Here is a 20,327-nt window from a genome sequence, read left to right on the forward strand (position 1 = left end):
TGAGGACAACAGACATGCAAACCAAACTCTTGATCAACGGCCAACTGGTCAACGGCGAAGGCCCGGCGCAACCGGTGCTTAACCCGTCGCTTGGCGAAGTGCTGGTAGAGATCAACGAAGCCACTGAAGCCCAGGTCGACGCCGCCGTCCGCGCCGCCGATAACGCCTTCGCCGACTGGTCGCAAACCGCGCCGAAAGACCGTTCGCTGCTGCTGCTCAAGCTCGCCGACGCCATCGAAGCCCACGGCGAGGAATTGGCCAAACTCGAATCCGACAACTGCGGCAAACCCTACAGCGCCGCGCTCAACGACGAGATTCCGGCGATTGCCGACGTGTTCCGTTTCTTCGCCGGCGCCAGCCGTTGCATGAGCGGTTCGGCCGGTGGCGAATACCTGCCCGGCCACACCTCGATGATCCGTCGCGACCCGGTCGGCGTGATCGCCTCCATCGCGCCGTGGAACTACCCGCTGATGATGGTCGCGTGGAAAATCGCCCCGGCGCTGGCGGCCGGTAATACCGTGGTGCTCAAGCCGTCGGAACAAACCCCGCTGACTGCGTTGCGTCTGGCCGAACTGGCGTCGGAAATATTCCCGGCTGGCGTACTCAATCTGGTGTTTGGTCGTGGGCCTACCGTGGGCAGTCCGTTAGTTACGCATCCGAAAGTGCGCATGGTTTCGCTGACCGGCTCCATCGCCACGGGCGCCAATATCATTTCCAGCACCGCCGACAGCGTTAAACGCATGCACATGGAACTCGGCGGCAAGGCACCGGTGATCATCTTTGACGACGCCGATATCGATGCGGCGGTGGAAGGCATTCGTACCTTTGGGTTCTACAACGCTGGTCAGGATTGCACGGCGGCGTGCCGGATCTATGCGCAGCAAGGCATTTACGACAAGTTTGTCGAGAAGCTCGGTGCGGCGGTCAGCACCATCAAGTACGGCTTGCAGGACGATCCGTCGACTGAACTGGGACCGCTGATCACTGCGCAACATCGCGACCGCGTGGCCGGGTTTGTCGAGCGTGCTGTGGCGCAATCGCACATTCGTTTGATCACTGGTGGCAAAGCTGTCGATGGCAACGGCTTCTTCTTTGAACCGACCGTGTTGGCCGATGCCCAGCAGGATGACGAAATCGTTCGACGCGAAGTGTTTGGGCCGGTGGTTTCGGTGACCAAATTCACCGATGAAGCGCAGGCGCTGGAATGGGCCAACGATTCGGACTACGGCCTCGCCTCCTCGGTGTGGACAGCGGATGTAGGACGCGCGCATCGCATGTCGGCACGTTTACAGTACGGCTGCACGTGGGTGAACACGCACTTCATGCTCGTCAGCGAAATGCCCCATGGCGGTCAGAAATTGTCCGGTTACGGGAAGGACATGTCCATGTATGGGCTGGAGGACTACACCACGGTTCGGCATGTGATGTTCAAGCACTAAGCCTTTAAAAGCTTCGCGAGCAAGCTCGCTCCCACAGGGGAATGCATTCCAAATGTGGGAGCGAGCTTGCTCGCGAAGGCGTCAACTCCGGCTTCAAGGCGGAAACCGGCTCTGCGCACCACCAGGATTTAAAACCTAACAATAACTACCGACCCGGGCGGCGCCCAAAAAGCCCCGCCACGGCCTCGGCCATCCGAAATCTGCCGATTTCACGGAGCAAAACACACATGAGTTCCTCACCCGATCTCGCCGCCGCCGTTGCCGACAGCGATGCCGAACAACTGCGCAAACTGGGCTACACCTCGAACTTCAACCGCAGCATGAGCCTGTGGGAAAACTTCGCTTTGGGCTTCACTTATCTGTCACCGGTCGTAGGGGTTTATACCCTCTTCGGCCTGTGCCTCGCCGCTGGCGGGCCACCGATGTTCTGGGCGTATTTGCTGGTCGGTTGTGGCCAGTTGCTGGTGTGCCTGATCTTCGGCGAAGTGGTTTCGCAATTCCCGATTTCCGGCGGCGTTTACCCGTGGGCACGTCGCTTGGTCGGTAAAAAATGGGCATGGATGGTCGGCTGGATCTACTCCATCGCCCTCTGCGTCACCATCGCTGCGGTCGCCGTGGGCGCTGGCCCGTACCTGGCCGCCATGCTCGGCTTCGAGCCAAGTAACAACACCAACATCGTCATCGCCCTGGTGCTGACCCTGTTCGCCACACTGGTCAACCTCAGCGGCACCAAAGTGCTGGCACGCATCGCCATGTTCGGCTTCCTCTGCGAACTGGTCGGCGCGGTGATCGTCGGCGTTTACCTGCTGGTGTTCGAACGTCATCAGCCGCTCAGCGTGCTGTTCAACACCTTCGACATCAGCGTCGACGGCTCGTACCTGCCGGCGTTCCTCACCGCATCGCTGGCGGGGATGTTCCTCTACTACGGCTTCGAGGCCTGCGGCGACGTCGCCGAAGAAACCCCGAACCCCAGCGCAAAAATCCCGGTGGCCATGCGCATGACCATCTACATCGGCGGCATCGCAGCGATGTTCGCCTGCCTGGCGCTGATCCTCGCCGTGCCGGACATGCAAGCCGTGATCAACGGCACCGACAAAGACCCGGTCACCACCATCCTCAACAATGCCTTCGGCCCGGTCGGTTCGAAAGTGGTGATGGGCGTGGTGATGATTTCCTTCATCTCCTGCGTCATCAGCCTACAAGCAGCGGCGAGCCGTCTGCTGTACTCCTACGCTCGCGATGAAATGGTCATCGGCAGCCGACTGCTGAAAAAGATTTCTCCTACAACCCAAGTACCGGTTGCCGCACTGTTCGTGTCCGGCGTCCTGCCAGCCCTGATCATCGCCCTCGGCTTCTTCCTGCAAGACGCCGTGGCCACCATCGTCAGCTTCGCCGCCATCGGCATCTACCTCGCGTTTCAGATGATCGTCCTGGCCGCGCTGTACGCCCGCAGCAAAGGCTGGAAACCGAGCGGCAAATTCACCCTCGGCGCGTGGGGCTGGCCGGTGAACATTGGCGCGCTGGTGTACGGCGTTGGCGCAATCATCAACATGGCCTGGCCACGTACGCCGGATGCGGCGTGGTATGTGAACTATGCGATGGTGTTGAGCACGGCGATCGTGATTGGCTTGGGCTTGGTTTATATGTGGATTGGCAAGCCGTATGACCATGGCAAGGCCCCGGCTGGGGATGCTTGGAAGGTGAGTCGCTAAGAAGAATCACCCCGGAATCGAGATTTGATTCCGGGGTCTCCTCGAAGCACTGTCATCAATTCATCAGTACGCCATTTGATATCGGCTTTACCTCTAACAGCTTCGAAGCGATCCAGATCGATCACCTTTCTCTTTTTAACCTTCGCTTCATCTTTGCTCACAGAATTGCTTCTCCCTTTTCCCGATTGCTAACTCATAAAGGAAAATCTTCGGTGCAGGGATGGTTTAGCAGCGGAATCTAAAAAAACAGGCATTTCCTACAGATACGGCCTTCTTGAAAAAGCCCCATTTCCTACGCTGTGCGTCGAAAGAGTAGACTTGTCGCCGCAAGCGCCTGACCGATAGGCTTCATCCCGTCGCTGTTAGTTCAGCGACCCGGAGTCGAAGCCGGAAACTGTCAACGCGGTGCTTGCATGCCCTCCATTGAACTGTGGCTGTCACAGCTTCAGTTTTGCTTTATGGCGGGCCGTGTGGCGCGGGCCTTCTGGCTTTTCCGTGTTTGACTGGAAGTATCCCGACTTCGAACGCCACACGGTTCGCCACCCAACTTGTCGAAGAGTTGATGGCGACTTTCCTACTCAAACCGGAAGTCACTACATGTCTGCGCAAATCCAAAATTCATCGTCGACCCACTTCACCCCCACCATCTTCACCCGCCACAACCGTTTCCTCCACGCCTTCATGCAAGATCACGAAGCCTGGTTCTGTGTTCAGGATCTCGGTCGCTTGATGGGCTATCCGCTGAACGAACGCCTCACCCTGAAACTCGATCCCGACCAGCGTCGCCATGTCCTCCTGCGCCGGGACGGCGAAATCATCGATTGCGCGATGGTCAGCGAATCTGGCCTGTTCGCGCTGCTCGTCCATCACGTCGTCCCGGAAAACCGCTACCTGCGCCAATGGCTGAGCCATGAAGTCATCCCGATGCTGCGCGAAACCCAATCAAGCCCTGTGGAAAACCACCCGAGCCTGAGCTCAATGCATTGGGCAGGCGTTACCGTGCCGCTGCTGCACTGGCAACAGCAGGCGTGGGTCAAGTGGCGGGATGTACCGGAGTTGATGCACCGCCAACGGCCGTATCCGGTTCTGGGCACTTGCAGCTAAGCCTCATAAACAAAAAACCTGTGGCGAGGGAGCTTGCTCCCGCTGGGTCGCGTAGCGGCCCCTCTTGAAAAAGCAGGGGACTGCTGCGCAGTCCAGCGGGAGCAAGCTCCCTCGCCACAGGGTTAACTCGTAGGTTGATTGATCTGGCCACCGTAAAAGCCAAATGGCTTTCACGGTGCCCACCCCAGCGTTAAAACCGCGAAACACTCCGCATCGCATCCACCAGATACCTCATCGCAATCCGGTCCCCTTCTGAAAGCTCTCGATAACGCTCCACCAGTTTCAGTTCGTCGGAGCTGAGCCGGCGCCTTTTGCGGCCGCTGCCCAGGCACGGAAAGATGCCCAACATGTCGGTGATGCCTTGGATTTTTGCCATGGACGATGTCCTTCTCTAATACTGCAAAGAACTGCTTAAACACCACATCGCCCTGCCCCTTACAGCAGCGCCGTGTGCCCTACCGGTCAGATGGGTCGCACCGGTCATGCCCATAGAATAGAAATTAATTCGGCGCTGAAAAGCGGTTATTAGAGTAATTAGTCGAGAAAAGCAGATATGCCATATAAATCAGAAGGTCCTGTCAGACTTTTAACCGACATGTCTTGTTTCATTGACACACTGGCGCGGTGAATCAACGAATTTTGCAATGCGAGCGAACCGTTTAAGCTAGCCGGCATCTGTTTATAGTCCGTTGCGTTTGGCCGAAGGCTTGTCCGAACCGTTATTTCTGATCCAGCACGTGCCAGGAACGGCGCGGGATTGCACACGACAGGTTGTATTTATGCACCGCAGGAATTTGCTCAAAGCGTCCATGGCCATTGCGGCTTACACCGGTCTTTCGGCCACTGGCCTGCTGGCCACCCGTGCGTGGGCGGCCAATGGTGGCGCCGCCGATGGCGAGGCGCAGGCGTTTGACTTCGAAGCGCTGAAGCGCCAGGCCAAGCAACTGGCTGGCAGTGCCTATCAGGACACCAAGCAGGTGCTGCCGCCGACGCTGGCGACCATGACCCCGCAAAACTTCAACGCGATCCGCTACGACGGCGAGCATTCGCTGTGGAAGGAAAACAAGGGCCAACTGGACGTGCAGTTCTTCCACGTCGGCATGGGCTTCCGTCAGCCGGTGCGCATGTACAGCGTCGATCCCAAGACCCGCACTGCGCGCGAGGTGCATTTCCGGCCGGCGCTGTTCAACTATGAAAACACCTCGGTCGACACTCAACAGTTGAAAGGCGACCTGGGTTTTGCCGGATTCAAGCTGTTCAAAGCGCCTGAGCTGGATCGTCACGATGTGTTGTCGTTCCTCGGCGCCAGTTATTTCCGTGCGGTAGATGCCACTGGCCAATATGGCCTCTCGGCGCGCGGCCTGGCGATCGATACGTACGCGAAAAAACGCGAAGAATTCCCCGACTTCACCAAGTTCTGGTTCGAGACACCGGACAAGAACGCCACCCGATTTGTGGTGTATGCCCTGCTCGACTCGCCGAGTGCCACTGGCGCTTACCGTTTCGACATCGACTGCCAGGCCGAGCGCGTGGTGATGGAAGTCGATGCGCACATCAATGCGCGCACGGCGATCGAGCAACTGGGCATCTCGCCGATGACCAGTATGTTCAGTTGCGGCACCCACGAGCGCCGCATGTGCGACACCATCCACCCGCAGATCCACGACTCGGATCGTCTGGCGATGTGGCGCGGCAACGGCGAGTGGATCTGCCGGCCGTTGAACAACCCGGCGACCCTGCAATTCAATGCGTTTGCCGACACCGATCCGAAAGGTTTCGGCCTGGTGCAGACCGACCATGAGTTCGCCAACTATCAGGACACCGTGGACTGGTACAGCAAGCGCCCGAGCCTGTGGGTCGAACCGACCACCGCGTGGGGCGAGGGCTCTATCGATCTGCTGGAAATTCCTACCACCGGCGAGACCCTCGATAACATCGTCGCGTTCTGGACACCGAAGAAACCGGTGGCTGCCGGGGATTCGCTGAACTATGGCTACAAGCTTTACTGGAGCGCTTTGCCGCCGGTAGGCACGCCGCTGGCGCGGGTGCAGGCGACCCGTTCCGGCATGGGTGGTTTCGTTGAGGGCTGGGCCCCGGGCGAGCATTACCCGCCGGTGTGGGCACGTCGTTTTGCCGTGGATTTCACCGGTGGCGGCCTGGATCGTTTGCCGCAGGGCACCGGGATTGAACCGGTGGTGACGTGCTCGAACGGCAAGGTGCAGGATTTCAGCGTGCTGGTGCTGGATGACATCAAGGGTTATCGGATTCTGTTTGACTGGTACCCGACCAGCGACAGCGTTGAGCCGGTGGAGCTGCGGTTGTTTATCCGCACCAATGACCGCACGTTGAGCGAGACCTGGTTGTACCAGTACTTCCCGCCGGCGCCGGATAAGCGCAAATATCCTTGATGGTTTGAGGCGCCTGTACGGGCCTCATCGCTGGCAAGCCAGCTCCCACAGTGGTTGGTGTTGAGCACAAATTTTGTGTACTGCGCATAACCTGTGGGAGCTGGCTTGCCAGCGATGACGGCAGCATTTCAACAAAAGACCATCAGACCAAACAAAGCCCCGGCCATCACTGACCGGGGCTTTTGGCTTTATCGCGACTGACTCAATCGCGCAAATCAGACTCGTGAATCGGCTGATCCCGATGGGTCGCGCGCTGATACTGCGCCGGCCACACCGCTTGGCGGCCACCCAGATCATCGTCAGCATGCAGCGGCCAGTACGGATCACGCAGCAACTCGCGGGCGAGGAAGATGATGTCGGCCTGACAGGTGCGCAGGATGTGCTCGGCCTGCGCCGGCTCGGTAATCATTCCCACCGTGCCGGTGGCGATGCCTGACTCTTTGCGTACACGCTCGGCGAAGCGCGTCTGATAACCCGGCCCCACCGGAATCTCGGCGTTGGCTGCGGTGCCACCCGACGACACGTCGATCAGATCCGCGCCAAGGGTGTGCAGACGGCGCGCCAGCTCAACGGTTTCGTCCGGGTTCCAGCCATCCTCAACCCAGTCTGTGGCCGACACGCGGACAAACAGCGGCAACTCCTCAGGCCAGACCGCCCTCACCGCTTCAGTCACTTGCAGCACCAGACGAATGCGATTTTCAAACGATCCCCCGTATTGATCGCGGCGCTGATTGCTCAGCGGCGAAAGAAACTGATGCAGCAGATAACCATGCGCAGCGTGCACCTCAACCACACTGAAACCAGCTTTCAGCGCGCGTTTGGCGGCATCAACGAAGGCTTGGATGACGTCGGCAATCTGCCCTTCGTCGAGCTGTTTCGGTTGCGTGTGTTGTGGGTCAAAGGCAATCGGCGACGGCCCGACCGGGGTCCAGCCGCCATCGTCGGGTTTGACGCTGCCATGCTTGCCGATCCACGGCCGATGGGTGCTGGCCTTGCGCCCGGCGTGAGCCAGTTGAATGCCGGCGACCGCGCCCTGAGACGTAATGAAGCGGGTGATGCGTTGCAGTGGTTCGATCTGTTCGTCGTTCCACAGGCCAAGGTCTTCGGCGGTGATCCGCCCGTCGGCGGTGACTGCCGTGGCTTCGGTGAAGACCAGGCCTGCGCCACCCACCGCGCGGCTGCCGAGGTGGACGAGGTGCCAGTCGTTGGCCAGGCCGTCGACACTGGAATACTGGCACATCGGTGAGACGGCGATGCGGTTGGGCAGGGTCAGTTGGCGCAGGGTGAAGGGTTCAAGCAGCAGACTCATGGGGCACCTCTCAAATCAGTGGGCAGGCTCCAGGGTTCTGATTGAATAGTCGACGAGTGACAGGAAAAAGGTGCAGCACCCGCCCCCGCGGGCAAAAAATTCGACAAGACGTCACAAGGCCAATCAAGCAGTGCTTAGAGCCTAGTCGACAACGGGAGGGAAAGGAGGGTTCAGAGTGATTCAGCGTGTGAAAGAACGCTTTCGCGAGCAAGCTCTGCTCCTTGGATCAACACCATCTGTAGGAGCAAGGCTTGCCCGCGAAGGACTTAACGCGGTTCGATATGAGCAATCATCAACTGAACAGTCTCATTACCCCGAAACTCGTTAACGTCGAGCTTGTAAGCCAGTTCAACCCACTTGATCGTCGGATTCGGCCAGATATCCCGGTCAATCCCAAACGCAATGCCATCCAGCTTCACCGAGCCACACTCGCTCTTCAGCACCACTTTCAAATGCCGCTCACCGACCACTCGCTGCTCAACCAACTGAAACACACCGTGAAACAGCGGCTCCGGGAAGTGCTGCCCCCAAGGCCCGGCATGGCGCAGCGCGCGAGCCAGTTCGAGGTGGAATTCTTCCACCGCCAGCGTGCCGTCCGAGAGCATGCGCCCGGTCAGGTCTTCCTCGCGAAGTTGCCTACGCACTTCAGCGTCGAATGCCTCGGCGAACAGCGGAAAATTCTCCTGCGGCAAGGTCAGACCGGCGGCCATCGCGTGACCACCGTACTTGGCAATCAGGTTCGGATGCTGCGCTGCCACGACGCTCAGCGCGTCACGAATATGGAAACCCTGCACCGAACGCCCCGAACCTTTGAGCAGGCCATCACCGGCATCGGCGAAGGCAATGGTCGGGCGGAAATAACGTTCTTTCATGCGCGAGGCGAGAATACCGATCACGCCCTGGTGCCATTCCGGATCGAACAGGCACAGGCCAAACGGCATCGATTCCACCGGCAAGTCCTTGAGCTGCGCCAGCGCTTCACGCTGCATGCCCTGCTCGATGGATTTGCGATCCTGGTTCATGCCGTCCAGTTGCGCGGCCATTTCCCGGGCCAGATTGGCGTCGGCGGTGAGCAGGCATTCGATGCCCAGGCTCATGTCGTCCAGTCGCCCGGCAGCGTTGAGGCGCGGGCCGACAATAAAACCGAGATCTGTCGAAGTGATGCGCGTGGCATCACGCTTGGCCACTTCAAGAATCGCCTTGATCCCCGGCCGCGCACGCCCGGCGCGAATCCGCTCGAGGCCCTGGTGCACCAGAATCCGGTTGTTGGCATCCAGCGGCACCACGTCGGCAACGCTGCCCAGCGCCACCAGATCGAGCAGTTCGCCGATGTTCGGCTGCGGTTTGTTTTCGTACCAGCCGAGGCTGCGCAAACGCGCGCGCAACGCCATCAACACATAGAAAATTACGCCGACGCCGGCCAGCGCCTTGCTCGGGAACTCACAGCCCGGCTGGTTCGGGTTGACCAGCGCATCGGCCAGTGGCAACTCATCGCCAGGCAAGTGGTGGTCGGTAATCAGCACTTTGAGCCCGGCCTTTTTCGCCGCCGCCACGCCTTCGACACTGGAGATACCGTTGTCGACGGTCACCAGCAAGTGCGGCTCGCGGGTGAGAGCGACTTCAACGATTTCCGGGGTCAGGCCATAGCCGTATTCGAAACGGTTCGGCACCAGATAATCGACATGCGCCGCACCCAACAAACGTAGACCGAGCATGCCGACGGTGCTGGCCGTAGCGCCATCCGCATCAAAGTCACCAACGATGAGGATGCGCTGGCGTTGTTCCAGCGCCGTCACCAACAGGTCCACCGCGGCGTCGATGCCCTTGAGTTGCTGGAACGGGATCAACCGCGCCAGGCTCTTGTCCAGCTCTGCCTCGGACTGCACGCCCCGCGCCGCGTACAGGCGGGTCAGCAGTGGTGGCAATTCACCCAGAAAGGGCAGCGTGGCGGGTAACGGACGAGATTCAATACGCATGGGGTGACGGAGACTTCTCTTGAAAACGTAGGATTATTCAGCGGTGGCGCGACTTCAGCCGCGCTCGCCCTGCAGCCACTGCAACTGGACTTCGTGCTGACCACGGTCGTCGGTAACGAAGATCGTCCCTTCGCTGATCATCACGTCCCACTTGATCACGCGAGGCATGTCTTTGGCCAAGGTCTCCAGCACTTCTTGCGGAACAGCGGCGATATTGACGTTTTTCAGGTTTTTGATCGCCGGGATCACCTTGGTTTCCCACACGCGCAGGCTGCCGTAAGCCAGCAGGCTGGTGCGCTCGGTGCGGCGCGAGCACCAGGTCAGACGATCGGCGTCTGGCTGGCCGACTTCGATCCAGTGCAGAACACGGTCGTCCAGGCTCTTTTCCCACAGCGCAGGTTCATCCACGTCTGACAGACCACGACCAAACGACAACTGCTCGTTGTACCAGAGGGCGTAGGCCAGCAGTCGCACGGTCATGCGCTCTTCGGTCTCCGAAGGGTGACGGGCGATGGTCTGCTTGACGCTCTCGTAGACGCTGCGGTCGAGGTCGGTGAGGTTCAGTTCAAACTTGTAGGTGGTCGAAGGCTGGGCCATGAACGGGCTTCTTGATACGAGGAAAGTCGGCAAGTCTAACCGATGCGGTAGGCAATCTTCGAATTGATGGCGATCAACCTGCGGCGCCTGACAGCCGGCTATGTTAAAACGCTGTCTCTGCTCAGCCTTGTCCTACAGGATTTCGCATGCCGTTCACCAGCAAACCGCTCTCGGGTCTGAAAGTCATTGAATTGGGTACATTGATTGCCGGGCCGTTTGCCTCGCGTATTTGCGGCGAGTTCGGCGCCGAAGTGATCAAGATCGAATCGCCGGACGGCGGTGATCCGCTGCGCAAGTGGCGCAAGCTGTATGAAGGCACGTCGTTGTGGTGGTTCGTTCAGGCGCGCAACAAAAAGTCACTGACGCTGAACCTCAAACACCCCGACGGTTTGGCGATCCTCAAACAACTGCTCAGCGAAGCCGACATCCTCATTGAGAACTTCCGTCCCGGCGTGCTGGAGAAACTCGGCCTGAGTTGGGAAACCCTGCACGCACTGAACCCGAAACTGGTGATGGTGCGCCTGTCCGGTTTCGGCCAGACCGGGCCGATGAAGGATCAGCCGGGCTTCGGTGCGGTCGGCGAATCCATGGGCGGTCTGCGTTACATCACCGGTTTCGAGGATCGGCCACCGGTGCGCACCGGGATCTCCATCGGCGATTCGATTGCGGCGCTGTGGGGCGTGATCGGTGCGCTGATGGCGCTGCGACATCGTGAGGTCAACGGCGGCCTCGGCCAGGTCGTCGATGTGGCGCTGTATGAAGCGATTTTCGCAATGATGGAAAGCATGGTGCCGGAGTTCGATGTGTTCGGCTTCATTCGTGAGCGCTCCGGCAACATCATGCCCGGCATCACGCCCTCCTCCATCCACACCAGCGCCGACGGCAAGCACGTGCAGATTGGCGCCAATGGCGATGCGATCTTCAAGCGTTTCATGTTGATCATCGGCCGCGAAGACCTGGCCAATGACCCGACGCTGGCCAGCAACGACGGGCGCGACAACCGTCGTGACGAGCTGTATGGCGTGATCGATCGCTGGGTCAATTCATTGCCGCTGCAAACCGTGCTCGACCTGCTCAATCAGGCCGAGGTGCCGGCCAGCCGAATCTTCAGTGCCGAGGACATGTTCAACGATCCGCAGTACCTGGCACGAGAAATGTTCCTCCACGCCAAGCTGCCGGACGGCAAGGACTTCAAGATGCCGGGCATCGTGCCGAAACTCTCTGATACACCCGGCACGTCCGAATGGGTCGGACCGCAGCTCGGTGAACATAACGCGCAGGTACTCAACGATCTTGGCTACGACGAGAAGCAGATCGCCCGGCTGCGCGAAAACGGAGCCATTTAAGCTGAAGCGTCAGCCGACATCACCGAACAACCGCGCCCTTCACTGGTGGACCTGGCGGCTGTTCGGCCTGTTATTTCTGCTGGCCCTGTCCGCCGGGGCTCAGGCCAAACCGATGCTGATCTGGTTACTGCGCGACCTGCCGCCGCTGACCATTTACGAAGGCCCGAAAAAGGGCCAGGGCGTGATCGATCAATTAATGCCGTTGCTGATCGCCGGCATGCCGCAGTACGAACACACGCTGATGCGGGTCAATCGCGCCCGCGGCCTGCAAATGCTGCATGAAAACCCATTCGCCTGTGACCCTGCGCTGTTGTGGAACAAGGAACGTGCGCAGTGGGTCGCCTACTCCATACCGGCGATCCGGGCGGTGAGTAATGGTTTGGTGGTTCGCCAGCAGGATCGCGCGGTGCTCAAACCCTATCTGGTGGATGGCGAAGTGGATCTGTCGGCGCTGCTCGCCGGCACTGACAGAAAGGTCGGCGTGGTTGCCGAGCGCAGTTACGGCGAATACATCGACACTATTTTGCATCAGGCGCCCAGCGGCGCGTTGACGCCACATTACGGTAACGACGCGTTGACCAATCTGCTGTCGATGCAGCGCTTGGGTCGGTTGCAGGTGGTGTTGGGTTACTGGCCGGAAATCCGCTATCAGGCGAAACAGGCGCAGATAGCCGAAGATGAGCTGGAGTTCTACCCCATTCAGGGCACCGGGAAATATCTCTCGGGCTATGTCGCCTGTTCCGACACCACGCAGGGCCGCCAGGCGATCAGCGAGATCAATCAACTGCTGCGCACCCTGCCCCACGAGCATTTGAATCAGCTCTACGCGGCGTGGCTGGACCCCGAGCGCCAAGCCGATTATCTGCAACAGGCCCGCCTGTTTTTCGAACAACAGGCCGCGCAGTAGGCAAACGCCGGACAAAAGAAACCCCGAGAAGTGGGGAGACGACTCGGGGTTAAACGTGGTCTACAAAGGACCCGTAGCAGCAAGCGACAAGCACCGGAGCACAATGCTTGATCCTGCTGTTATGGGGTCTGACTGACAGGGATGCAGGAAGGTTCCCACAAAAAATATTTCATCTTTTACAGCACGGCACGCTTATCCAGCGCCGCGTTGCGCAATGCCGCGATCACGCAGGGTTCCAGCCGTCCTTCGGCGATAAGAACGTCACGGTGCAGCCCGTCGACCACATCCGTCAGCAAGCGCTTGTCGCTCAATTGCGCCTGATTGAATTCGCGTTCCACCACAATTGCGCCGTTGCTGTTCTTCAAGGTCACCCGGCATTCGCCACGGGCACCGCTCGCAGACAACGAAACCTGATACGGGCTCAGAGCCTCACCGAGCAATAGACTGATACTTTCCATCTCGATCTCCACTCAATAGTCCGAAAACATTGTGTCTGGGGCATGTTCACAGTAAATGACCACCGGCCCGAGAAGAAAGTTCTGCCTGCCGACAGCTCCATCCGTGGAAGCGTTACCGGTTGATCAGAGCATGCACGGCGAAGATGACAGAAAAATAACCAGCCGCTTCAGGCCTCGGTAGCCGCCGTTGTGGCGACCAGGTAAGCGTCGAGCAAACCGCGCATGAGCACCGCCGAGACCGGCGTTTGCAGGCATCCCAGCAGTCGCACGCGGTGCTCGCTCAACAACGGATCGAGATCCGCCAGCACGCTTGCAGCGACCGCGCCCAGCAGGATCAATGCGCGCGCTTCACGCTGCCGGGCCAGATGATCAATCAGCGCCAGGCCATCGCCGCCCTTGAGTTGCGGATCGCAGATGGCGATATCGACCGCGCCGCGATGCCCCAGTGAACACAGGGCCGCTGCCAGCGACGGCGCCGTCAACACGTCATAGATGCCAATGGCATTGAGCATTTGATGCAATGCCATCAACTGGAAAGGGTTGGGTTCAAGAATCAGGACTTTAAGCGAGCGCATGAGCGACCTCTGGGGCGACGTTCGCGGACTCTCACCGCAGGTATCGCTCACTCTAGGACAGCCGTCTTAAGCCTCCCATCGGAAAAGTAGCCGTGTCTTATAGGACATTTCCCAAGTTCACTGCAGACATCGACACCCGCTTTCGGTGCGACGCTGGGTGATGTCGGTCCAGCCACCGAGCAGTCCGCGTAATTTGCCGTCGGCGCTGTAGAACGGCACCGTCCATTGGTAAACCTCGCGCGGGCCATTCTTGAACAGCAATTGCCGTTTGCAGAAGCGCGATTTGCGCGTGCGCAGCTGAACCATGAACTCGTCGTGCAGCATCAAAGCCGTCGCTTCAGGCAAGGCGTCCACTTCAATCAACTGGCGTCCCTGCACTTGATCCAGACGAATCGACAGCGCCTCTTCGTAGCTGCGGTTGCACATGATCAGGCGCCCTTGCAGATCGCGAACAAACACCGGGTCGGGCATCGAATCGATCAGTGCATGTTGAAACGCCAGTTGATCGCCGAGATCCTTTTCGGCCTCGCGTCGCAACTTGATCACCGCCGCCAGACGCCGGTTCCACACCAGCGACAGCAGCCCGAATACGCCCCAGCCGCCCATCAACCAGCAGCCCCACTCGAGCAGCCGCTGGCCGATCGTCGGCACCGGCGCCGGCGAAATGCCTTCCAGCCATTTCAATCGAATAGCGCGCAATTCGACCGCCGGAAAAGCCTCAAGGGCCTTGTTGAGAATGCTCAGCAACTGCGGCATGCCCTTGCGCACCGCCAGATGATCAGCCTCCCATTTGCCTTCCACCAGCCCACCCACCCTGAGCAAACCCAAGGGGTAGAGCTGCGCACCGATTTCGTTTTCGATGGTGGCGTAGGCTTCGCCGCTCTCGACCAGCGCCCGAGCCTCGGCGTAAGTCTTGACCGAACGCACTTCGATCAAGGGGAAGTCGCGCCGAATCACGTCTTCCAGGGCGTGCCGGGCCGGCAGCACGACGACACGCCCGCTCAATTGCTGGAAAGACTCCACGCTCGGCACTCCGGCGCGGCCGACGAATACCCAGCCTGCCCCACCGAAAGCGTGGCTGAAATCCAGAAACACCTTGCGTTCATCGCTCATCGCCAGCGTCGTGCTGATGTCCGCTGCCCCGCTCTCCAGGCGCTCAAGCATGTGGTCGGTGGAAAACGACTCCTGATGCTCGAACTGCAGCCCGGTCATCGCACTGACGCGCTTGAGCACATCATTGTTCAAACCGCTCCATTGCCCGTGTTCATCCTGAAACAGATACAACGGGTATTGCACCGACGCCACCGTCACCTTGGGGTTCTCGCGAATCCACTGGCGCTCATCGGCATCGAGGGCAACAGGTTGCACGCTGAACGCCTCGATATCCTCATGCAGCGCCAGTTGCGCCGCCAGACTGCAACGCATCACCCCCAGCATGCCCAACAAAAACAACCCGCCCAGTGCCGGTCTCAAACCTCTATAAAACAGCATTGCCACTTCCTTCGTGATCGACTCACCCGTCCTTCCTGGGTGAAAACCCGAGCAGTGTGGCAGCAGAAACAAAAAAGCCCGTCAGGAGACGGGCTTCAAAATGTGACAGCTTTTGCAGGCTTAAAGCGGCTTGCCGCGGTTGCCATGCTGGCTGACAAAGGCTTGCACGGCTTTCAGCTCGTTTGGCAGAACGGTGCAGCGCTCGTTTCGCTCAAACAAATCAGAAAGATGTGCAGGTAGTTCGAGCGCTTTTCCTACACCGGCTTTCTCTACAGCCTCTGGGAATTTCACCGGGTGAGCGGTGCCCAGAATGACCATCGGGATGTCCAGGCTGCGGCGGCATTCGCGCGCGGCTTTGACGCCGATGGCAGTGTGCGGATCCAGCACTTCGCCAGTCTGCTCGTACACCTGCGCGATGGTTTCGCAGGTCTGTGCGTCATCCACGGCCAAGGAATCGAACAGTTTGCGTGCTTCGGTCCAACGCTCTTGCTCGACGCTGAAACTGCCACCCTGCTTGAACGAATCCATCAGGCCGGCGATCGCGGCACCGTTGCGACCGTGCAGGTCGAACAGCAGGCGTTCGAAGTTCGACGAGACCATGATGTCCATCGACGGCGACAGCGTGGCGTGCAGGGTTTCCTTGACGTACTGATTGCCGCTCATGAAGCGGTGCAGGATGTCGTTGCGGTTGGTGGCGACGATCAACTGGTTGATCGGCAGGCCCATGTTGCGTGCCAGGTAACCGGCGAAGATATCGCCGAAGTTGCCGGTCGGCACCGAAAACGACACCGAACGCGCCGGGCCACCCAACTGCAGGGCGGCGTGGAAGTAGTAAACGATCTGGGCCATGATCCGCGCCCAGTTGATCGAGTTCACCGCCACCAGACGCGTGCCTTTGAGGAAGCTCTGATCGGCGAAGCTCGCCTTGACCATTTCCTGGCAGTCATCGAAGTTGCCTTCGATGGCGATGTTGTGGATGTTCTCGCCGAAGATGGTGGTCATCTGGCGACGCTGCACTTCGGACACACGGTTGTGCGGGTGCAGGATGAAGATGTCGACGTTTTCGCAGTGCTTGCAGCCTTCGATGGCAGCCGAACCGGTATCACCGGAGGTGGCGCCGACGATCACTACGCGCTCGCCGCGTTTCTCCAGCACATAGTCGAGCAGACGACCGAGCAGTTGCAGGGCAAAGTCCTTGAACGCCAGGGTCGGGCCGTGGAACAGCTCCAGCACCCATTCGTTGCCGTTCAGTTGACGCAGCGGCGCCACGGCGCTGTGCGAGAACACGCCGTAGGTTTCTTCGAGAATCTTTTTGAAATCGGCGTCCGGAATGCTGCCGGTGACGAACGGGCGCATGACGCGGAAAGCCAGCTCGTGATACGGCAGGCCAGCCCAGGAAGCGATTTCTTCCTGGGTGAAACGTGGCAGGTTTTCCGGAACGTACAGACCACCGTCGGTCGCCAGACCGGCCAGCAGGACGTCTTCGAAATTCAGGGCCGGTGCCTGGCCGCGGGTACTGATGTAACGCATGACTGACTCCAATGGAGAGTGTTCACAACAACGGCCCCGTTGACGGGGCCGGTGCAGGACAACGAGTTAGTTCAGGTGCTCGACGCGGATCCGTACAACCGGACCATTGACGCCGGCCAGCGCTTCGAGGGCGGCGATGGCATCGTTGATGCGCTGCTCGACCACGCGGTGCGTGAGCAGGATCATCGGCACCAGGCCGTCGTGTTCCTCGACCTCCTTCTGCATGATCGACTCGATGTTGATGCCGCGCTCCGAGAGGATGCTCGCCACCTGAGCCAACACACCCGGATGGTCCTTGGCCTGAATGCGCAGGTAGTAAGCGCTTTCGCAGGCTTCGATCGGCAGGATCGGATGGGCCGACAGCGAGTCCGGCTGGAAGGCCAGGTGCGGCACACGGTTTTCCGGATCGGAAGTCATGGCGCGAACCACGTCGACCAGATCGGCGATCACCGACGAAGCGGTTGGCTCCATGCCGGCGCCAGCACCGTAGAACAGCGTCGAACCGGCGGCGTCACCGTTGACCATCACTGCGTTCATCACGCCATTGACGTTGGCGATCAGGCGATCGGCCGGGATCAGCGTCGGGTGCACGCGCAACTCGATACCGGCGGCAGTGCTGCGCGCCACGCCGAGGTGCTTGATGCGGTAGCCCAGCGCTTCGGCGTAGTTGACGTCAGCGGTGGTCAGCTTGGTGATGCCTTCGGTGTAAGCCTTGTCGAATTGCAGCGGAATGCCGAACGCGATGGAGGCCAGGATCGTCAGCTTGTGGGCGGCATCGATGCCTTCAACGTCGAAGGTCGGATCGGTTTCGGCGTAACCCAGCGCCTGCGCTTCGGCCAGCACGTCTTCGAAGGTACGACCCTTCTCGCGCATTTCGGTGAGGATGAAGTTGCCGGTGCCGTTGATGATCCCGGCGACCCAGTTGATGCGGTTGGCGGACAGGCCTTCACGGATCGCCTTGATCACCGGAATGCCACCGGCCACGGCCGCTTCGAATGCCACGATCACGCCTTTCTCGCGAGCCTTGGCGAAAATTTCATTACCGTGAACGGCAATCAGTGCCTTGTTCGCGGTGACCACATGCTTGCCATTCTCGATGGCCTTGAGTACCAGCTCGCGGGCAACGGTGTAGCCGCCCATCAGCTCTATGACGATGTCGATCTCAGGGTTCGTGGCCACTTCGAAGACATCGTTGGTAATCGCAATACCGGTCGTCTGGAACTGAGGCTTTGGCGTGCGCATGGCAATTTGTGCCACTTCGATTCCACGCCCGGCACGACGAGCAATTTCCTCGGCGTTGCGCTGAAGTACGTTGAAGGTACCGCCACCGACGGTCCCTAACCCACAGATGCCTACTTTGACCGGATTCACTGTGAACTCCCCATAAAACGGCCGACGCGGGGTCGGCCGGAAAACAACCGCGTGCTCGCGGCTCTCTATTGATGGCCCGGCGATGTGGCTGCCAGGCCATGATCGTCACGGCTGACCGTGACGATGCGAATTACTTCGCGCCCAGCGCCAGTTTGGCGACTTGTGGCGCAGGCTGGTAGCCCGGAATCACTTGTCCGTCAGCCAAAACGATGGCCGGTGTGCCGTTCACGCCGATCGACTGACCGAGGGCGAACTGCTTGGAAACCGGGTTCTCGCACTTGGCGGCCTTGATTTCCTTGCCATCGACCATTTTGTCCATGGCGGCTTTCTTGTCCTTCGAGCACCACACGGCTTGCAGTTGCTCGTCACCCGGCGAGCCGAGACCCTGGCGCGGGAACGCAACATAGCGCACTTCGATGCCGCGCTTGTTCAGCTCAGGCACTTCGGCGTGCAGCTTGTGGCAGTACGGGCAGGTGGTGTCGGTGAACACGGTGATGTGCGATTTGGTCTCGCCCACGGCCGGGTAAACCACGGTTTCGGCAACCGGAATGGCGTTGACCAGTTTGGAGACGCCCAGGCGTTCGGTCTTCTCGGTGAGGTTGACCGGTTTGCCGTCCTTGAGCTGGAACAGGTAGCCCTGAACGATGTACTGACCGTCGGCACTGGCGTAGAGCACGCGGCTGCCCTTGAGCTTGACTTCGTACATGCCCGGCAACGGGCTGGCGCTGATGCTTTCTACCGGGACCTCGAGTTCGAGTTTTTCCAGGCTTTGACGAATGGCTTTGTCGGCCGCGTCATCGGCGACGGCAAAGGTGCTGACCAACGCAATGGCTGCGGCGGCGAAAATCTGGGTCAGACGCATGAGAACTCCTGAAGGCGGACAAATGGAACGACCAGAACGCCCGTGCCGAAACACCGGGTCATAACCGTCCATCGTGCAAACCGGCAAAGCCTAACACATAAGGTCACGGTGGCCGAATGCGCCTGTCGCCACACTTTCAGGACGACATATCCCCTGTGGGAGCGAGCTTGCTTGCGAAGAGGCCAGCACATCCAAATATGTGCTGCCTGACACACCGCTTTCGCGAGCAAGCTCGCGCCCACAGGGGATTTTTTCAGCCGCGCGGGTGGTGTTTGGCGTGCAGTTCCTGCAAGCGGGCGCGGGCGACGTGGGTGTAGATTTGCGTGGTGGACAGGTCACTGTGGCCGAGCAGCATCTGCACCACGCGCAAATCCGCGCCATGGTTGAGCAAGTGCGTGGCAAACGCATGACGCAAGGTGTGCGGCGACAGCGACTTGCCGATCCCGGCGACTTTGGCTTGATGCTTGATGCGGTGCCAGAAGGTCTGGCGAGTCATCTGCTCGCCGCGTTGGCTGGGGAACAGCACATCACTGGGCCGGCCACCGAGCAGTTCGCCACGACCGTCACGCATATAGCGCTCGATCCAGACAATCGCCTCTTCGCCCATCGGCACCAGCCGCTCCTTGCTGCCCTTGCCCATCACCCGTAACACACCTTGACGCAAGTTGACCTGCTCCAGCGTCAGGCTGACCAGTTCGGTCACGCGCAAACCGCAGGCATACAACACTTCAAGCATGGCGCGGTCACGCTGGCCGATAGCCTCGCTCAGGTCCGGCGCTTTGAGTAACGCCTCAACGTCGGCTTCCGACAAGGACTTGGGCAACGGCCTGCCCAGTTGCGGCATGTCGACGCGCAAGGTCGGGTCGACGCTGATCAGTTTTTCCCGCAACAGATAGCGATAAAAGCCGCGCACACCGGAGAGAAATCTCGCTGTGGAACGCGGTTTGTAGTTTTGCTCCAGCCGCCAGGCCAGATGATCGAGGATCAGCTCGCGACCGGCGTTGATCAGCTCCAGGTTTTTTTCCTGCAACCAGCCATTGAACAGTGCCAGATCGCTGCGATAGGCACCGCGGGTATTGTCGGACAGGCCCTTCTCCAGCCATAAAGCGTCGAGGAATTGGTCAATCAGCGGATGGTCGATGGCAGGCATGGGCGCTCAAGGCACACAGCCTCAAGGACTGTGCGCAAATGTAGAGTGAACTGTAGGAATGGGCGCTAGTCTTTCATAGCCCGCAATTTCAA

18 protein-coding genes are annotated in these 20,327 nt (G+C 59.7%); 6 read left to right on the plus strand and 12 right to left on the minus strand.

Annotated features, from left to right (window positions below; all coding sequences use genetic code 11):
* The first annotated feature begins 14 nt into the window (after positions 1-14).
* Both WA225_RS09070 and WA225_RS09075 read left to right on the plus strand, forming a co-directional pair.
* Positions 15-1,439 carry a gamma-aminobutyraldehyde dehydrogenase gene (locus WA225_RS09070; RefSeq protein WP_122598072.1) on the plus strand — a complete coding sequence of 475 codons (1,425 nt, stop codon included), beginning with the start codon at positions 15-17 and terminating at the stop codon, positions 1,437-1,439.
* A 227-nt stretch (positions 1,440-1,666) separates the two neighbouring features.
* Positions 1,667-3,151, plus strand: a complete 1,485-nt coding sequence (locus WA225_RS09075) for an APC family permease (RefSeq protein ID WP_077571272.1) — start codon at positions 1,667-1,669, stop codon at positions 3,149-3,151.
* Here the strand turns inward: WA225_RS09075 and WA225_RS09080 are convergent.
* Entirely contained in the window at positions 3,148-3,312 is a 165-nt protein-coding gene (locus tag WA225_RS09080; protein ID WP_422607683.1) for a hypothetical protein, read from the minus strand. The genes WA225_RS09075 and WA225_RS09080 overlap by 4 nt on opposite strands.
* Before the next feature lie 436 nt (positions 3,313-3,748).
* Here WA225_RS09080 and WA225_RS09085 point away from each other — a divergent pair, with 436 nt between their 5' ends.
* On the plus strand, positions 3,749-4,255 hold the full coding sequence (locus WA225_RS09085; protein ID WP_422607684.1) for a Bro-N domain-containing protein: 507 nt from the start codon (positions 3,749-3,751) through the stop codon (positions 4,253-4,255).
* A 190-nt stretch (positions 4,256-4,445) separates the two neighbouring features.
* Here WA225_RS09085 and WA225_RS09090 read toward each other — a convergent pair whose 3' ends face one another.
* On the minus strand, positions 4,446-4,631 hold the full coding sequence (locus tag WA225_RS09090; RefSeq protein ID WP_016986386.1) for a hypothetical protein: 186 nt from the start codon (positions 4,629-4,631) through the stop codon (positions 4,446-4,448).
* A gap of 403 nt (positions 4,632-5,034) precedes the next feature.
* On the opposite strand from WA225_RS09090, the gene WA225_RS09095 reads away from it, so the two are divergent.
* Complete coding sequence (locus tag WA225_RS09095) at positions 5,035-6,663, plus strand: glucan biosynthesis protein D (protein ID WP_422607685.1); 1,629 nt, start codon at positions 5,035-5,037, stop codon at positions 6,661-6,663.
* Between the two features lie 202 nt (positions 6,664-6,865).
* Here the strand turns inward: WA225_RS09095 and WA225_RS09100 are convergent, their stop codons facing one another.
* The 3 genes from WA225_RS09100 to WA225_RS09110 all read right to left on the minus strand — a co-directional run bounded on the left by WA225_RS09100 (position 6,866) and on the right by WA225_RS09110 (position 10,545).
* Positions 6,866-7,972 (minus strand): NADH:flavin oxidoreductase/NADH oxidase, encoded by a 1,107-nt coding sequence (locus WA225_RS09100; RefSeq protein ID WP_242205013.1) that lies wholly within the window; start codon positions 7,970-7,972, stop codon positions 6,866-6,868.
* 266 nt (positions 7,973-8,238) lie between these two features.
* Positions 8,239-9,948, minus strand: a complete 1,710-nt coding sequence (gene recJ / locus WA225_RS09105) for a single-stranded-DNA-specific exonuclease RecJ (RefSeq protein ID WP_422607686.1) — start codon at positions 9,946-9,948, stop codon at positions 8,239-8,241.
* A 54-nt stretch (positions 9,949-10,002) separates the two neighbouring features.
* Positions 10,003-10,545, minus strand: a complete 543-nt coding sequence (locus tag WA225_RS09110) for a YaeQ family protein (protein WP_007908961.1) — start codon at positions 10,543-10,545, stop codon at positions 10,003-10,005.
* A 146-nt stretch (positions 10,546-10,691) separates the two neighbouring features.
* Here WA225_RS09110 and WA225_RS09115 point away from each other — a divergent pair, with 146 nt between their 5' ends.
* A complete protein-coding gene (locus WA225_RS09115) occupies positions 10,692-11,891 on the plus strand; it encodes a CaiB/BaiF CoA transferase family protein (RefSeq protein WP_422607687.1) in 1,200 nt (399 codons plus the stop codon).
* Positions 11,839-12,798 (plus strand): TIGR02285 family protein, encoded by a 960-nt coding sequence (locus tag WA225_RS09120; RefSeq protein ID WP_422607688.1) that lies wholly within the window; start codon positions 11,839-11,841, stop codon positions 12,796-12,798. Before WA225_RS09115 ends, WA225_RS09120 begins: the two co-directional genes overlap by 53 nt.
* A 176-nt stretch (positions 12,799-12,974) precedes the next feature.
* On the opposite strand, the gene WA225_RS09125 is transcribed toward WA225_RS09120, so the two are convergent.
* The 7 genes from WA225_RS09125 to xerD form a co-directional block, all read right to left on the minus strand.
* Entirely contained in the window at positions 12,975-13,256 is a 282-nt protein-coding gene (locus WA225_RS09125) for a DUF3509 domain-containing protein (RefSeq protein WP_422607689.1), read from the minus strand.
* A 167-nt stretch (positions 13,257-13,423) separates the two neighbouring features.
* Positions 13,424-13,831: a response regulator gene (locus tag WA225_RS09130; RefSeq protein ID WP_422607690.1), complete on the minus strand. Its 408-nt coding sequence runs from the start codon at positions 13,829-13,831 to the stop codon at positions 13,424-13,426.
* Positions 13,832-13,948: 117 nt separating this feature from the next.
* The gene (locus WA225_RS09135; RefSeq protein ID WP_422607691.1) at positions 13,949-15,322 is read right to left on the minus strand and encodes a transporter substrate-binding domain-containing protein; all 1,374 of its coding nucleotides are present in this window, start codon (positions 15,320-15,322) and stop codon (positions 13,949-13,951) included.
* A 120-nt stretch (positions 15,323-15,442) separates the two neighbouring features.
* A complete protein-coding gene (gene thrC / locus WA225_RS09140) occupies positions 15,443-16,852 on the minus strand; it encodes a threonine synthase (protein WP_422607692.1) in 1,410 nt (469 codons plus the stop codon).
* 66 nt (positions 16,853-16,918) lie between these two features.
* Positions 16,919-18,223, minus strand: a complete 1,305-nt coding sequence (locus tag WA225_RS09145) for a homoserine dehydrogenase (protein WP_016986377.1) — start codon at positions 18,221-18,223, stop codon at positions 16,919-16,921.
* A gap of 130 nt (positions 18,224-18,353) precedes the next feature.
* The gene (dsbC, locus tag WA225_RS09150; protein ID WP_422607693.1) at positions 18,354-19,085 is read right to left on the minus strand and encodes a bifunctional protein-disulfide isomerase/oxidoreductase DsbC; all 732 of its coding nucleotides are present in this window, start codon (positions 19,083-19,085) and stop codon (positions 18,354-18,356) included.
* Between the two features lie 253 nt (positions 19,086-19,338).
* Positions 19,339-20,235, minus strand: a complete 897-nt coding sequence (gene xerD, locus WA225_RS09155; protein WP_422607694.1) for a site-specific tyrosine recombinase XerD — start codon at positions 20,233-20,235, stop codon at positions 19,339-19,341.
* Positions 20,236-20,327: the final 92 nt, after the last annotated feature.

This window comes from Pseudomonas sp., from assembly GCF_049300855.1.
Classification (GTDB): domain Bacteria; phylum Pseudomonadota; class Gammaproteobacteria; order Pseudomonadales; family Pseudomonadaceae; genus Aquipseudomonas.